This is a genomic window from Nonomuraea sp. NPDC026600, from assembly GCF_040638335.1.
Classification (GTDB): domain Bacteria; phylum Actinomycetota; class Actinomycetes; order Streptosporangiales; family Streptosporangiaceae; genus Nonomuraea.
The window spans coordinates 525,366-540,002 of record NZ_JBEZYD010000004.1; the positions used below are offsets into that span (position 1 = coordinate 525,366).

The 14,637-nt window shown below is 69.8% G+C and carries 16 protein-coding genes; 6 read left to right on the forward strand and 10 right to left on the reverse strand.

What is annotated here, in order from left to right:
- Position 1: 1 nt before the first annotated feature.
- The 3 genes from AB0F17_RS12735 to AB0F17_RS12745 all read right to left on the reverse strand — a co-directional run bounded on the left by AB0F17_RS12735 (position 2) and on the right by AB0F17_RS12745 (position 4,112).
- Positions 2-1,435: a sigma factor-like helix-turn-helix DNA-binding protein gene (locus AB0F17_RS12735; RefSeq protein ID WP_358020718.1), complete on the reverse strand. Its 1,434-nt coding sequence runs from the start codon at positions 1,433-1,435 to the stop codon at positions 2-4.
- Positions 1,436-1,607: 172 nt separating this feature from the next.
- Positions 1,608-2,408, reverse strand: a complete 801-nt coding sequence (locus AB0F17_RS12740) for a hypothetical protein (protein WP_358020721.1) — start codon at positions 2,406-2,408, stop codon at positions 1,608-1,610.
- A 93-nt stretch (positions 2,409-2,501) separates the two neighbouring features.
- Positions 2,502-4,112, reverse strand: a complete 1,611-nt coding sequence (locus AB0F17_RS12745; RefSeq protein WP_358020724.1) for an ATP-binding cassette domain-containing protein — start codon at positions 4,110-4,112, stop codon at positions 2,502-2,504.
- A gap of 257 nt (positions 4,113-4,369) precedes the next feature.
- Between AB0F17_RS12745 and AB0F17_RS12750 the strand changes: the two genes are divergently transcribed.
- A complete protein-coding gene (locus tag AB0F17_RS12750; protein WP_358020727.1) occupies positions 4,370-4,831 on the forward strand; it encodes a hypothetical protein in 462 nt (153 codons plus the stop codon).
- 152 nt (positions 4,832-4,983) lie between these two features.
- Entirely contained in the window at positions 4,984-5,181 is a 198-nt protein-coding gene (locus AB0F17_RS12755; protein WP_358020730.1) for a hypothetical protein, read from the forward strand.
- A 25-nt stretch (positions 5,182-5,206) separates the two neighbouring features.
- On the opposite strand, the gene AB0F17_RS12760 is transcribed toward AB0F17_RS12755, so the two are convergent.
- A complete protein-coding gene (locus AB0F17_RS12760; protein WP_358020733.1) occupies positions 5,207-6,598 on the reverse strand; it encodes a serine/threonine-protein kinase in 1,392 nt (463 codons plus the stop codon).
- Between the two features lie 167 nt (positions 6,599-6,765).
- Between AB0F17_RS12760 and AB0F17_RS12765 the strand changes: the two genes are divergently transcribed.
- Genes AB0F17_RS12765 through AB0F17_RS12775 form a run of 3 tightly spaced genes read left to right on the forward strand, consistent with a single transcriptional unit; the run spans position 6,766 to position 9,712 of the window.
- Complete coding sequence (locus tag AB0F17_RS12765) at positions 6,766-7,935, forward strand: DUF4185 domain-containing protein (RefSeq protein ID WP_358020736.1); 1,170 nt, start codon at positions 6,766-6,768, stop codon at positions 7,933-7,935.
- A complete protein-coding gene (locus AB0F17_RS12770) occupies positions 7,932-8,945 on the forward strand; it encodes a DUF4432 family protein (RefSeq protein WP_358020739.1) in 1,014 nt (337 codons plus the stop codon). Before AB0F17_RS12765 ends, AB0F17_RS12770 begins: the two co-directional genes overlap by 4 nt.
- Positions 8,942-9,712 (forward strand): SDR family oxidoreductase, encoded by a 771-nt coding sequence (locus tag AB0F17_RS12775; RefSeq protein WP_358020742.1) that lies wholly within the window; start codon positions 8,942-8,944, stop codon positions 9,710-9,712. The genes AB0F17_RS12770 and AB0F17_RS12775 overlap by 4 nt, the downstream gene beginning before the upstream one ends.
- Here AB0F17_RS12775 and AB0F17_RS12780 read toward each other — a convergent pair.
- Genes AB0F17_RS12780 through AB0F17_RS12805 form a run of 6 tightly spaced genes read right to left on the reverse strand, consistent with a single transcriptional unit; the run spans position 9,701 to position 13,887 of the window.
- Positions 9,701-10,324: a DJ-1/PfpI family protein gene (locus tag AB0F17_RS12780; protein WP_358020745.1), complete on the reverse strand. Its 624-nt coding sequence runs from the start codon at positions 10,322-10,324 to the stop codon at positions 9,701-9,703. The genes AB0F17_RS12775 and AB0F17_RS12780 overlap by 12 nt on opposite strands.
- Before the next feature lie 2 nt (positions 10,325-10,326).
- Positions 10,327-11,292: a GlxA family transcriptional regulator gene (locus tag AB0F17_RS12785; protein WP_358020748.1), complete on the reverse strand. Its 966-nt coding sequence runs from the start codon at positions 11,290-11,292 to the stop codon at positions 10,327-10,329.
- A 44-nt stretch (positions 11,293-11,336) separates the two neighbouring features.
- Positions 11,337-11,705: a DUF6069 family protein gene (locus AB0F17_RS12790; RefSeq protein ID WP_358020751.1), complete on the reverse strand. Its 369-nt coding sequence runs from the start codon at positions 11,703-11,705 to the stop codon at positions 11,337-11,339.
- Positions 11,702-12,376, reverse strand: a complete 675-nt coding sequence (locus tag AB0F17_RS12795; RefSeq protein ID WP_358020754.1) for a VC0807 family protein — start codon at positions 12,374-12,376, stop codon at positions 11,702-11,704. The genes AB0F17_RS12790 and AB0F17_RS12795 overlap by 4 nt, the downstream gene beginning before the upstream one ends.
- Complete coding sequence (locus AB0F17_RS12800) at positions 12,373-12,984, reverse strand: TetR/AcrR family transcriptional regulator (protein WP_358020757.1); 612 nt, start codon at positions 12,982-12,984, stop codon at positions 12,373-12,375. Before AB0F17_RS12800 ends, AB0F17_RS12795 begins: the two co-directional genes overlap by 4 nt.
- Positions 12,985-13,023: 39 nt before the next feature.
- Positions 13,024-13,887 (reverse strand): oxidoreductase, encoded by an 864-nt coding sequence (locus AB0F17_RS12805; RefSeq protein WP_358020760.1) that lies wholly within the window; start codon positions 13,885-13,887, stop codon positions 13,024-13,026.
- A gap of 95 nt (positions 13,888-13,982) precedes the next feature.
- Here AB0F17_RS12805 and AB0F17_RS12810 point away from each other — a divergent pair, with 95 nt between their 5' ends.
- Positions 13,983-14,579, forward strand: a complete 597-nt coding sequence (locus AB0F17_RS12810) for a TetR family transcriptional regulator (RefSeq protein WP_358020763.1) — start codon at positions 13,983-13,985, stop codon at positions 14,577-14,579.
- Positions 14,580-14,637 lie beyond the last annotated feature (58 nt).

Below are 14,637 nucleotides of genomic sequence, written 5' to 3' on the forward strand. Positions count from 1 at the left end.
CTCAGCCGGCCGGGACGACGGCGGGCGGGGTCGGCGTCTGTGCCGGTACGACGGTCGGCGTGGCGATGGGCGTGGCAATCGGGGTGGCGATCGGCGTCTGGGTCGGTGGCGCGGCGGGGGTCGGGCTGTCGGTGGGGCAGGGCGTGCGCCTGGGGTGGTGCCCCTTGTCCGGGTGGTCGCCGGGCCGCTTGTCCGGCTGTTTGTCCGGCTGCTTGTCCGGGTCCTGCGCGGGCTCGGCGGACTGGTGGTCGGGCGTGGGGGTGGCCTTGGGCTGCTTGATCGTGGAGGTTTCGGGGGTCTCTCGGGTCTCCGGTGTACTTCGGGCGGGCGAGGTGGAGCCGGTGGCCGGCGTCGTCGGGGTGAGGGCTCCCAGCGGGACCGTGACCCTGCTGTCCAGGATGGGCTCGACGCTGATCGATACGTCCCGGGGCTCGGACTGCCAGGGCAGCCTGATGGCGGGCGGCTCGCCCGGCGCGGGGAAGGCGGCGGACGCGATGCCCGGCACCCCGCCGTCGACCCGGCCGAACTGCTGGAAGATCAGCGCTATCGCCACCACGGTCGCGACTGCCGCCATCGCGCCAGCCAGCGCCTGAGGCCACTTCCGAGAGTTCCGCGCCGCGGCAACGGGAAATCCGGCGGCGTCGAGCGCCCCCGACCTCCTGGCCACGTAGCGGCGATAGGGCAGCAGCTCCGGGTCGGCGAAGCAGCTCTTCACCCTGACCCCGAGCGACTCCGGCAGCGGGATCCGGGGCAGCAGCTCGAACACCTTGGCCGCCGACACCTGGCGGGTGCGATGCGGGGAGCAGGTCAGGCAGCGTGGGAGGTGGCCGACCAACTGGGCGCGCATCTCGGCGGTCAGCTCGCCGGAGAAGCCGGTCAGGATGCCGGCCCGCCGCGGGCAGTCGTAGGGGCCCTTCCTGGCCAGGATCTCCGCGGTGATCGCGTCACGCAGCCGTTCGCGCGCCTCCTCCTGCGCCGCCTCGACGTGGCGCGGCGCCGTCCCCAGCACCGCGGCCAGCTCCGGGGTGGACAGCTCGTGCGCGGTCGACAGCTCCAGCACCTCACGGTCGCCGGGGCGCAGACTCTGGATCGCGTTCCAGGCCATGACCCGCAGGTCGGCGTCGGCCGGGTCGTCAGGTGGCGGCGCCTGCGCCAGTGCCTTGCCGGCGCCCGGCGGCTCGGCCATCCGTCGGCGCAGGCATTCGGCGCGGGCCAGGGCGTACAGCCATGGGCGCAGGCGGCCGGGATCCACCAGGGACCCGGCGTGCGCCTCCGCCGCGATCATCGTGTCGCGGAGCGCCACCTGGGCTCCGTCGGAGCTGAGCAGGAGGGACCAGCAGTATCTGTGGATGCCCTCGGCGTGCGCGTCGTAGAGCGCGGCGAGAGCACCCGGGGCGCGGGCGCGGAGGGACTCGACCAGGGCGCGGTCATTCATATGACCGAAGGTAATGGATTAGTAACTTGTAGTTCTACCGATTCTGCGGGAATGGCAGCGCTTGTCGTCGGCGACTTTGGCGGAAAGCCCGTACATTTAGCGCTGCCAGCCCGTGACGAATGGCCGCTCCGCCCGATTTGTCGGCTTATTTGATTGATATTTGATGAGCAATTTACTGCTGGTGCTCGGTCATGGCCTGGCTGCCGCGGTCCACGGCGAACGGTGGGCTGGTCGGCTTGATCGTGTGCACCGGCACCGCGCCGCCCAGCGCCAGATCCTCGAAGGGACGGGCGGTCGAGCCCCAGGTCCGGGCCGTCACCTCGGTCTTGTCCACCTCGCTGCCCGCAGGCAGCCCTCCGACGGTCAGGATGAACCGCGGCGGGCTGCCCGCCTTCACGTCGTCGACGAACGTGCTGCCGCCGCCGAGCAGTTTGCCCGCCTTGTCGCGCAGCAACACGTTGACCACGAGGCTGCTGGCGGAAAGCTGATAGGGATTTCCGACATAGCCGGTGATGAGATAAGAATGGTCCTTTTGTCGGAGCGTCTGCACCCGCGAAACGGGAAACTCCTTGAACGCCGACGCGATGCGGGCGGCCGGCCGCCACTGGGCGGGGCGATACTCGATCGTCACCTTGGCCGGTTTCTGAGCCGCGTTGACCTGGCCGGTGAAGGCCAGCGAGCCGCCCGGCGGCACGGCGTCGAGCGACTGGTCCATCCGGACCACCTCGGTGCCGGCGGCGTCACGCCCGATGACCGTCGCCACCACGTGTTCGCCGAAGTGCCACGGATTGACGTTGTTGAGGACTCCTGCCCAGTTCACGGCGTAGCCGTCGGAGGACTTGACGATGTTGGCCACCTGCTCCTTGAGGGCGAGCGGCTTGAGCTGCTGTACTGGCGATTCCTCGCTCGAGCACCCGGCTAGGCAGATCGCCCCGAGTGCGAGGAGGCTGACGGTTCGGCTACGCGGGATCACTTTGCCGTAATAACTGGTCTATGGGCACGGCAGAGACGGGACACGCGCCTGCCGTACCAACTCTTTAACGCGATCAGCTCTTCAACGACGCATTTACCGGGGGCGTACGACCCTGGCCTCATCCCAAACCGGCTCGGCGGACTCGTAAACGGTGCCATCTGCGCCGAACACCAGGAAACGATCGAAATCCGCGGCGAACCAGCGGTCGTGCGTGACCGCCACCACCGTGCCCTCGAACGCGTCCAGGCCCACCTGGAGCGCTTCGGCGCTGGCCAGGTCGAGGTTGTCGGTCGGCTCGTCGAGCAGCAGGAGCGTCGAGCCGGACAGCTCCAGCAGCAGGATCTGCAACCGCGCCTGCTGACCGCCCGAGAGCGTGTCGAACCGCTGCTCGGCGATCAGCCCGGCCAGCTCGTAGCGGGCCAGGATCTTCATGGCCTCGTTCTTCAGCCTGGCGTGCTCGGCCATGACGATCTCCACCGGCGTGCGGGCGTGCAGGTCGGGCCGGGCGTGCGTCTGGGCGAAGTGGCCGGGGACCACCCGGGCGCCGAGCCTGGCGACGCCGGAGTGGCCGATCGGCTCGTCCGCGAGCAGCCGCAGGAAGTGGGACTTGCCCGAGCCGTTGGAGCCGAGCACCGCGATGCGCTCGCCGTACCAGACCTCGAGGTCGAACGGCCGCATCAGGCCGGTCAGTTCCAGCCCCTCGCAGATGACCGCGCGCTTGCCGGTGCGGCCGCCTTTGAGGCGCATTTTGATGTTCTGGTCGGCGGGGGCCTCCTCGGGCGGGCCCGCCTCCTCGAACCTACGCAGCCGGGTCTGGGCCGCGTGGTACGGGGCGGCCATGCCGTCGTTGTATCTGGCCTTGTTCTTCAGCATGTTGACCAGGGCCTTGAGCTTGGCGTGCTCCTCGTCCCAGCGCCGGCGCAGCTCGTCGAGGCGCTCGTTGCGGGTCTTGCGAGCCTCGGCGTACGTGGCGAACCCGCCCCCATGGATCCAGATATTTCCGGACTCGACGGTGACAATGCGATCGGCCGCGTTGGCCAGCAACTGCCGGTCGTGGCTGACCAGCAGGACCGTCTTGGACGTCTCCCTGAGCGCCTGCTCCAGCCACTCCTTGCCCGGCACGTCGAGGTAGTTGTCGGGCTCGTCGAGCAGCAGCGTCTGGTCCGGCCCGCGGAGCAGCGCCTCGAGCACGAGCCTCTTCTGCTCGCCGCCGGACAACGTCGCCACATCCCGATATTTCACGTTGTCGTACGGCACGCCGAGCGCGGCCACCGTACACGTGTCCCAGAGCACCTCGATGTCATAACCGCCGGCGTCGGTGTAGTCGGTGATGGCCTGCGCGTAGCGCATCTGCGCCTTCTCGTCGTCGCGCTCCATCATCATCACCTCGGCCCGATCCAGCCGCTCGGCCGCCTGCCGCACGGCCGGCGGGGCGACGCTGAGCAACAGGTCGTGCACCGTGCTCCCGTCACGCACGCTGCCGATGAACTGCCGCATCACCCCCAGCCCGCCGGAGCTCGCCACACTGCCCGCGACCGGCTGCAGATCGCCGGCGACGAGCCGCATCAGCGTGGTCTTGCCTGCGCCGTTGGGCCCGACGAGCGCGGCCTTGACGCCTTCACCGATCCGGAAGGACACGTCGTTGAGCAGCGGCCGCCCATCGGGCAGCACGTATGTCAGATGTCCCACTTCGACGTGTGCCACGGCGATTCCCTTCGCATACCTCCGCGCAGGCTACCCATCCAGAACGCCGAAGGGCACCTCCTTTTCCTCGCCCAACTCCGCGTAACCGGGTGAATGGACATCGTCACAAAGGATGCCGGGCTTGCTATAGATGCATAGCAGCATGCATCTATGAGGCCGATCCCACGCTTGCTGCTGCTCCAACGCTGTCAGGGGCTCAAGCGTCAGCGACAAGCCTGCTCACCAAACATCTGAACTACTTCAGATATGCTGTGCCCATGGCGACGAAGAGTTTTCCTTACAGCGCCTTTCTGCGCGGTCCCTCGAAGATCCTTCCCTCACTCGACCACGCCGACGTGATCCTTGAGCGGCGCGACGAGGAGAATCTCATCCTGATGCGCGCGGAGCGTTTCGAGGCGGGGACGGCCAGCCTGCGCATCGCCGCCCGTGCGCTGGCCATCGTCGCGCGTCGTAACGTCGGCCTCGCCGAGGAGGTCCTTACCGAGGAGCTCCCCTGGGTCACCTGGCTGCCCGACGCCGAGCGCCGTGAATGCGTGCGCGAACTCCTCGACCACCTGATCGCGGGAGCGGACACGGGCGAGTTGCTGCCGTTCGGACGTGCCCTGACCTCCTGGCGATCCACTGCCGTGGTCTGGAGCGATCCGCAACTCGCCCGCGAGCTCCAAGGCCCCTTCCCCGGCGACGGGCCAGACGTCCCTCGTCCGACCGGCGAGTCATGATGGCAGGACGAGGTGATGATGTTCCCCGGCCTCACCCATGGCACGTGTAGTTCGCCGACCGACGTGCCGCCGAAGGCTGGGGCCATCTGCTCGCCCACGCCCGGGAGAACCTCGACCGGGCCTGGGTCGCCATCACCAGTGATCCACGACAAGTGGACAGCCGCCAGCACCCGCTCAAGGGCGCTCTCGGCATCGTGAAGGTGGGCGGTGAATCGCTGGAGCAATGGCAGTACGAAGCAACATCGGGCGGCCGGGTCTGGTACGCGATCGACGACGAGAGCCGCACCCTGTGGATCACCCGTGCCGGGGCTGGGCACCCGAAGCAGACCGACTCACGGCGTGGCCGATGAGGGTCATCGCTCAGGGTGAGCCGAGCTAAGACTTCTTGCCGTTGCCGTGGACCTTGACGGGCTTGGCCGGTTTGGCTTTGGCCAGTTTGGCTGCCTTTTTGGCGGCGGCTTTCTGGGCCTTCTTCAGTGCGGCGGCGGCCTTGCCGGCGGAGGTGGCCGGGTGGACGGCGGGTTGTTCGGGTCCGTCGGACGTGTCGGGGAGTCGTTTGCGGGACACGCTGTGGACCTGCGGGACGCCGGTCAGGTCGAATGCCGGGTCGGCGGCGACCTCGGTCGGGGTGGGCGCGACGGGGTCGGCGATGGGAACGGCGGTGGGAGCGGCGGTCCACCAGGAGCCGGTGGCGACGACGCTGGCGAACAAGGCGACGATGACGGCCGTCTCGCGCCAGCGCACGGCGATCAGCCGCCGCGCCGCCTTCAGCCGCCGTGCCATCCCTTGCCGGCGCACCGCCTTCAGCGATGGCGGGGTCTTCGGCGGTCGCACCGCGTTCAGCCGACGCGCCGTGGTCAGCCGGCGCGCGGCCCTCAGGCCTCCCATCGACTGGGCCTCGTGGTGCCAGTACGCGTCGAGGAGGGCGGGTGAGGTGGGTCGCGGCTCGTTCAGGGCGGCCACTCGCAGCAGTTGCCTGTGGACGCGGTCGGCGTCGCTGCGCTGGGTGGGGTCATTTTCCAGCAGGCCGGAGATGATCGGGGCGAGCGGCCCGGCCCGGTGGAACGGGGCGGGCGGGCCGGTCAGCACCGCGGTCAGCGAGGCCATCTCGGTGCTGCGGGCGAAGGGCGATTGGCCTTCGGCGGCCGCGTACAAGGTGGCGCCCAGCGACCACAGATCGGCCTCCGGGGTGGACTGTCCGCCGCTGGCCCGCTCAGGGGCTATGTAGGCGGGCGTGCCGACGACCATGCCCGTCTGGGTGACGTGGGACTCCTCGTCGACGGTGGTGGCCAGGCCGAAGTCGGTCAGGACCGCGTGCTCGTCGTCGGTGAGCAGGATGTTGGCGGGCTTGATGTCGCGATGCAGGACGCCGGCGGCGTGCGCGGCGCGTAAGGCGTCCAGAAGTTCCAGGCCGATGCGGGTGACGGTGGCCACGGGGAGCGGGCCCCGCTCGTCGATCACCTGGGCGAGGCTGCGGGCGGGGATGAGTTGCAGCACGATCCACGGGCGCTCGTCGGCCAGCACCACGTCGTAAATGGCGGCGATGTGCGGATGGCTTAATCGGGCGGCGATGCGCGCCTCCCGCATCGTCCGTCCGGCCAGCTCTTCGGGTCGCGGGCCGGAGATGATGACCTCTTTGACCGCCACCTCGCGATCCAGGAGCTCGTCATGGGCCCGCCAGACCCTGCCCATGCCGCCCCGGCCCAGCTCGGACAGCAACCGGTAGCGCCCGGCCAGCAGCCATCCCTCGTAGCGCGTAATGGACATGGCACCGGCCTACCCGATCATCATCGCCTCACGCCACCAAAAGCCGCGAAAACCACAACACAGTCCGGTCACTTCCGCAACATTCCGATCAGTGCGCTGTGAGCCTCTGGACACCAAGTGATCAAATGACTAGAACTGTAGGGTACCCCCCTCCCTTAGGACGTGTGATGACGCGATTCCGGTCCGCCCTCATCCCCCTCGCCATCGGATTGCTGAGCCTCGCCGCCGTGCCCCAGCAGGCGCTGGCCGCACCGCCCAAACCGGTGCCGTCCGTCGCCGCCGCCACGACGCAGCAGGCGACCACCCGCGCCGCGTGCGCGCCGACAGTGCGGGGCGCGTCCGTCGACGCCAGGCTGACCAGCCTGTTCACCGCGTACGGCAACGACAACAGCCGCGTCGACGACTGGACCGGCGCCGACGGCACCTACTCGTTGAAGCTGCCCAACGGGCGTGAGGTGTGGATCTTCTCCGACACCTTCCTGGGCAAGATCAACGCCGACGGCAGCCGTCCGCCGGTGGTCGGGGAGGGCGGCGACACCGTCTTCCTGAACAACTCCTTCGCTGTGGAGCGCAACGGCAAGCTGTCCACGATCCACGCCGGCACCACCGCGCAGCCGACCGCGGTGATGCCGCCGCGCGACCAGAACCACTGGTACTGGGCCGGAGACGGCACCGTGGCGGGCGGCATCGTGGAGGTGACCTACCAGGAGTACGAGCGGTACGGCACCGGCGCGTGGGACTGGCGCTGGCACCGGAATGTGCTGGCCAGGTTCGCGCCGGGCCGGCTCGACCAGCCGCTCAGCGTGACCGACCTGCCATCCTCGTCCGGCGTGTCGTGGGCCTCCGGCATTCTCAAGGACGGCGGCTACACCTACGTTTACGGGGTGGAGGACCTCGGCTCGCCCAAGTACATGCACATCGCCCGGGTGCCCGGCCAGAGCCTGCTCGGCCAGTGGCAGTACCTCAAGGCCGACGGCACCTGGTCCGCGAACGAGGCCGACTCGGCCCGGATCATGAGCGACGTGGCCAACGAGTACAGCGTCACCAAGGTCGGCAACGCGTACGTGCTGATCACGCATGACACCAGCGAGGTGCTCAGCTCGCACATCGTGGCGTACACCTCGTGCTCGCCGTTCGGCCCGTTCACCGGCAAGCAGGCCGTCTACACCACCCCCGAGACCGGCGGGAACATCTTCACCTACAACGCCCACGCGCACCCCGACGTGTCCGGCAACGGGCTGGTGGTCTCCTACAACGTCAACAGCTTCGTCAACACCGACCACTACCGGGACTCCTCGATCTACCGGCCGCGCTTCATCGACGTGACGTTCGGGTGAGCACCCGGAACTGGGCGGCCCGCCTGCGGCCTGTCGTGATCGACGGGCTGCGGGCGGTCGTGCTGGAGAACGAGCGGCTCCGCGTGACCGTCGTGCCCGACAAGGGCGGCGATGTCATCGAATTCCTGCACAAGCCAACCGACACCGACTTCGTGTGGCTCTCCCCGCAGGGGCTGCGCAACCCGCACGATCATCTGCAGGGCGCCGCCGACGACGTCGCCCAGTTCATCGACCACTACGAGGGCGGCTGGCAGGAGATCTTCCCCAGCGGCGGCGCGCCCAGCGAGTACCGAGGCGCCCGGCTGGCGCAGCACGGGGAGGTCGCCGGGCTGCCGTGGCAGGCCGAGATCGTGGCCGACTCCGAGCAGGAGGTCGCGGTACGGCTGAGCGTGCGCACCCGGCGCCTGCCGTACCGAGTGGAGAAGACGTTCCGGCTGGCGGCGGGGACGGCCGCGCTGGAGATCGAGGGGCGCGTGACCAACGAGTCCGGCGTCGAGCTGCACGCCATGTGGGGGCAGCACATCGTGTACGGCCGGCCGTTCCTGAAACCGGGTGCCCGCATCCGGCTGCCGGAGGGCGTGACGGTCATCCCGCACGAGAGCGCCATCAACCCGCTCGGCCGCCGGGTCAGGGCGGGCGGGCCGTGGACGTGGCCCGTGGTGCCCGCCGACGGCGGTGGCGAGACGGATCTCAGCGTGGTGCCGGAGCCCGGGTCGCCGAGCGAGGTCGTCTACCTCACCGGATTCACCGAGGGCTGGTACGAAATTTCCGGTGATGTCGGCATGCGGGTGGAGTGGGATGCCTCGGTCCTCCCGTACCTGTGGATGTGGCAGGAGGTCGGCGCGACCACCGATTACCCCTGGTGGGGGCGGGCTTACACGGTCGGGCTCGAACCGTTCTCCAGCATGCCCACCAACGGCCTGGCCGAGGCGGTGGCGAACGGCACCGCGCTCACCCTGGGCCCGCACGAGACGAAGGTGCTGAGGTTGCGCGCGGAGGTACTGACATGAGTGAGTTCGACGGCAAGGTGGCCCTGGTCACGGGCGGTTCGATGGGCATCGGGCGGGCGGTGGTCGACCGGCTGGCCGACGGCGGAGCGTCCGTGGTGTTCTGCGGGGTGGACAAGGAGGCGGTGCTCGACAGCGAGCACGTGACCGGGCGGATCGCGGACGTACGGCGGGCGGGCGACATGCGGGACCTGGTCGACCTGGCCGTGGCCAGGTACGGCGGGCTCGACATCGTGGTGACGTGCGCGGGCGTCCAGCGCTACGGCACGGTCGAGGACACGCCGGAGGACGTCTGGGACGAGGTGCTCGACATCAACCTCAAGGGCGTCTACCTGGCCTGCAAGGCCGCCATCCCCAGGATGCGGGCGCGCGGCGGCGGCTCGATCGTGGTGATGTCGTCGGTGCAGGCGTTCGCCTCGCAGGCGCAGGTGGCCGCCTACACCGCCAGCAAGTCCGCGCTGAACGGCCTGACGAGGGCGATGGCGCTCGACCACGCGGCCGACGGCATCCGGGTGAACGTGGTCTGTCCCGGCTCGGTCGACACGCCGATGCTGCGCTGGGCCGCCGATCTGTGGCGCGGGCAGCGGTCACAGGAGGAGCAGGTCGCGGAGTGGGGCCGGGCGCACCCCCTCGGCCGGGTGGGCCGGCCGGAGGAGGTGGCGGAGCTGGTGGCGTTCCTGGCCGGGCCGCGCTCGTCGTTCATCACGGGCGCCGAGCACCGGGTGGACGGCGGGCTGCTCGCCCGCAACCCGGCCGCGCTACCCGAATAGAGCCATCGCCCGCTCCAGCGTGCCCTCGGGAGCCGTCTTCAGCGAGCCCGCGTTGAACGGCGGCTCCGGGTCGTACTCCATCAGCAGTTGAACGGCCTCGGCCGTCTCCACGTCGCTCGTCTGGGCCAGCAGCGTCAGGCCCATGTCGATCCCGGCGGACACCCCGGCGGCCGTCACCACCGTGCCGTCGACGACCACGCGCTCGCTCACCGCCTCCGCCCCGTACTCGGCCAGCAGGTCGAGCACCGCCCAGTGGCTGGTCGCCTTGCGTCCCTCCAGCAGGCCCGCGGCACCGAGCAGCAGCGAACCGCTGCAGACCGAGGTCGTCCACCGCGCCTGCCCGCCGGCCGCGGCGATCCAGCCGACGAGCGCCTGGTCCGACAGCGCGGCGAGCGTGCCGAACCCGCCCGGGACCAGCACCACGTCCGGGTCCGGCAGCTCCGCGTACGTCGCGGTGGCCGTGATCGTCAGGGTGCCGCGGTCGTCGTCGACGGGCCCGCGTTCTGCTGCGACGAACGTGACCTTGACACCGGGCGCGTAGGCCAAGGTCGTGTACGGCCCGACGGCGTCGAGCGCGGTGAAGCCGTCGTACAGGGGAATCGCGACATGCATGATCAACTCTCCTTTGCCTGGAACCGGCGGCGATAGTCGCCGGGCGAGACCCGCCAGTTGCGGCGGAACACGCGGTAGAGGGTCTCCGGACGGCCCAGCCCCGACTCCCTGGCCACCCGGTCGAGCGGCCGGTCGGTGATCTCCAGCAGGCGGCGGGCGGCGTCGGCCCTGCTGCGCTCCACGTACCGGCCGGGCGACAGGCCGACCTGCTCGGTGAAGACGCGGGAGAAGTGGCGCTCGCTCATCCCGGCGCGGCGCGCGAGCGCGGGCACGCTCAGGTCGGCGTCCGGGTTGGCGTCGATGTAGGCCTGCAACTCCCTGAGCGGCTCGCTCCGCGGCGCGACGGCGCTCATCGAGGTGCTGAACTGGCTCTGTCCGCCGGGTCGGTGCAGGTAGACGACCAGCCCGCTGGCCACCTGCCGGGCCAGTTCGTGCCCGTGGTCCGCGGCCACCAGGGCCAGCGCGAGATCCACGCCCGCGCTGACCCCCGCCGAGGTCCACACGTCGCCGTCCTTGATGTAGATCGGGTCGGGGTCCACCTCCACGCGCGGGTACCACTCGCGCATCTGGTCGGCGACCAGCCAGTGCGTGGTGGCCCGCCGGCCGTCGAGCAGCCCGGCCTCGGCCAGGATGAGCGCTCCGCTGCAGACCGACGTGGTACGGCGAGCGGCCGCGGCCAGGCGGGTGACGCCTTCGATCATCCGGCGGTCGCGTAGCCAGGTCATCGTGCCGAACCCGCCCGCGACCAGCAGCGTGTCGATCGGCCCCTCGATCTCGTGCAGCGGCGTCGGCACCAGGGTGGCGATCCCGTGCCCGGCCGCCACCGGCCCGGCGCTGACCGCGGTCACCTCGACCCGGTATCCGCCGTCCTTGACCAGCAGGTCCGCCACCGAGAACACGTCGGCCGGACCTGCCATGTCGAGCAGCTGGAAGCCCTCGAAGATCACGATGACGACGCGGCGGTCCATGCCTTCCATGCTGGTCAGCGGCCACTATGGCGTCAATGACACGACTATTGCAGATTACGCCAACGAGGCAGGAGCCCGATGAGCACGGCCGCGGTGACCACGTGCAGCGCGGCCAGCGTCGCCTTGGCGGCACCGGTCGTGCCCATCGTGAGCGGGCCGGCGAGGGACACGACGAGGAACACCGCGGCGATCCAGGTCCAGACCGTGCGCGAGTGTGCCGTGACGCGTTCGAGTACGGCCAGGAGGCCCCAGCCGGCCAGACCGGCGACCAGCGCGGCGACGATCACGGAGCCCGCGGTCACCTCACCGGAGGTCGAGACAAGGGCGACGCCGCCGAGGAGATGGGCGACTGCCCAGACGGCCAGGGCCGCGGCGATCGCGCCGAGCACGGCCAGGAGGCGGGGGACGTTCACGCGGGTATCTCCTTGAGCGGGGAGTAGAGCGGGGACCAGCGGTTGTACAGGCCGGTGGGGACGAGGTAGCAGGCCATCACGACCTGCATCAGCACCATGAAGACGGCGTACTGCAGGCCGCCCAGGCCGGGGACGACGTCCGGCGGCAGGGTGTAGGCCATGGTCACGCGGACGGCGGCGTCGGCCAGCAGCCCGATGCCCCAGATGACCGTCGCCACCCGCCAGATCCTGCGGAAGGCGGGCAGCCGGGTCCACAGGACGTCCCAGGACTCGCGACGGGAGCCGCCGTCTCCGGCCAGGGGACCGACGCGTCCATCCAGGAGGAAGCGGGTGAAGGCGAACACCAGCGGCTGCGGGCCTCTGACACTGGCCAGGAACCACAGGCCCGAGATGGCGGTGACCCAGCCGTCCTTGGCCAGCAGGAAGCGGGCGTCGTGGACGAGCAGGGAGATCGCCGCGCTGCCCACCATCATGGCCGTCATGAACAGGCCGAGCCCGTCGGGCTTGCGCAGGCGGACCAGGTTGGCGACGACGCTCAGGCCCGGAAGCAGGGAGCTGATCAGCAGCGCGGCGTGATAGCTCACACCGGCCGCGCGCAGCACGTAGTAGAGGCCGATGGGCAGGACCAGGTCGATGAGCACGAGCAGCAGTGCCTTGCTCCGTGAGCTCATTGCCTGGCCCGGGTCGCCAGGCGGAAGAGCTCGACCAGCTCTTCCGTGTACACGTCGAGGTCGGCGCCGGGGTCGCCCTCCAGGAGGAACGGCAGGCCGTCCAGGGCCCGCTGGATGGCCATCGCCACCACACGGGTGTTGAAGGTGCGGAATTCGCCCGACTCCTGCCCCCAGGACAGCAGCCGCTCGATGTGCTGGAGCGAGGCCGGGTCGATGGCCGCCTCCTGCGCGGTGGTCCCCTTCTCCGGCCGGTAGTTCAGGAAGATCTCGGTGGCCGCGCGCATCTCACGGCGGTGGTCCCTGATGAACGCGATCAGCGAGCGGATGTAGGTGTCGAGCGCGGCGCCGGGGCTGGTCTGGGCGCTGACCCGCTCGGCCATGAGCGTCCCGATCTCCGTGTAGATCGTGACGATCGCCTGGCCGATCAGGTCGTCCTTGCCGTCGAAATGGTACGAGATCAGCCGCGTACTGCTCAGCCCGGCATGCTCGGCGATGCGGGCGAAGGTCGCCTGGTGGTAGCCCAGGTCGGCGATCGTCTCGATGGTGGCCGCCACGATCTGCGCCCGCCGGGCGGAGGTCGTGACGGAGCCTTCCTTCCTTACTTGCACGAGTAATTTTTAACTTAGCCGAGTAAATTTGGCAAGCCCTCAGCGGCCGATGGTGTCGAGTTCCGCGAGCGCGTCGGCCGGCAGGACCAGGCTCGCCGCGGCGATGTTCTCGCGAAGATGGGCCACGGACGAGGTCCCGGGGATGAGCACGGTCGTGGCCGAGCGCTGGAGCAGCCAGGCCAGGGCGACCTGCTGCGGCGAGGCGTCCAGGCGGGCGGCCACGTTCGTGAGCGTCTCGGACTGGAGCGGGGTGAAGCCGCCGAGGGGGAAGAACGCGGCATAGGCGATGTTCTCGGCCGCGCACCGGTCGACGAGGGCGTCGTCCTGCCGGTTGGCGAGGTTGTAGAGGTTCTGCACCGTGACGACGGGCGCGATGGCCTGCGCCTCGGTGAGCTGGGCCGCGGAGGCGGCGCTGAGGCCGAGGTGGCGGATCAGGCCCTCCTTCTGCAGCTCGGCCAGGGCGCCGAACTGCTCCGCGATCGACTCTTCGCCGGTGCCTTCCTCCGAGAGGCGCAGATTGACGACGTCGATGGCGTCCAGGGCGAGGCGCTGGAGGTTCTCGTGAACCTGGGCCTTGAGGTCCTCCGGCTCATGTGAGGGATTCCAGCTGCCGTCCGGGCCGCGGCGGGCGCCGACCTTGGTGACGATGCGCAGATCCGCCGGGTAGGGGTGCAGGGCCTCCTTGATCAGCTCGTTGACGACGAAGGGCCCGTAGAAGTCGCTGGTGTCGATGTGGGTGATGCCCCGCTCGACGGCCTCGCGCAGCACCGCGAGGGCCTGGTCGCGGTCCTTGGGCGGCCCGAAGACCCCGGGCCCGGCCAGTTGCATGGCGCCGAAGCCCATGCGGGTGATGGTGAGGTCGTGCGCGAGCGTGAGGGTCCCACCGGGAACAGTGTCCGCCATATCCGTACCTTTCCAACGGTTCGGTTGCTCTTTCGAGGCTAGCGCCGAACAATTCCAACCGCAACGTTGCAGATGGATTAGCGTAAGGTGTCGCTATGGCGTGGGACACCGAGGGGACGCGGCGGCGGCTCAAGGAAGCGGCGACCGTCGAGTTCGCCGAGCGCGGGCCGGACGGCACGACCATGGCGCGCATCGCCGAGCGGGCCGGGATCAACAAGGAGCGCCTGTACAAGTACTTCGGCGACAAACAGGCGCTGTTCGAGACCGTGCTCACCGACGAGCTCCAGAAACTCGCCGCCTCGGTGCCGCTACCCGCGGGGGCGGACTTCGAGAACATCGGCGAGTTCGCCGGGCGCACCTTCGACTACCACGCGGCGCATCCCCATCTTGTCCGCCTGCTGCTCTGGGAAGGCCTGGCGGGCGGCCCCGTGGCCGACGAAGCGAGCCGCGCCGCCCACTACCAGCACAAGACGCGGGCCTACGCGGCCGCCCAGCGCGCCGGCGTCGTCGACGACGACCTCGACCCCGAGCACCTGGTGTTCATGATCATCGGACTGTCCGCGTGGTGGTTCTCCGTGCCGCATCTCGCCCGCATGCTCACCGGGGCCGACGACGACCGGGCAGAGCACGCCCGCCGCCGCGCGAGTGTGGTGCGCGCGGCACAGCGACTCGCTCGACCGCCACGCCAGTAATTCGTTGGACAGGCGGTGGCCCGGACCTGTGGGATGAGGCGTCGTTGCCCACGGCGAG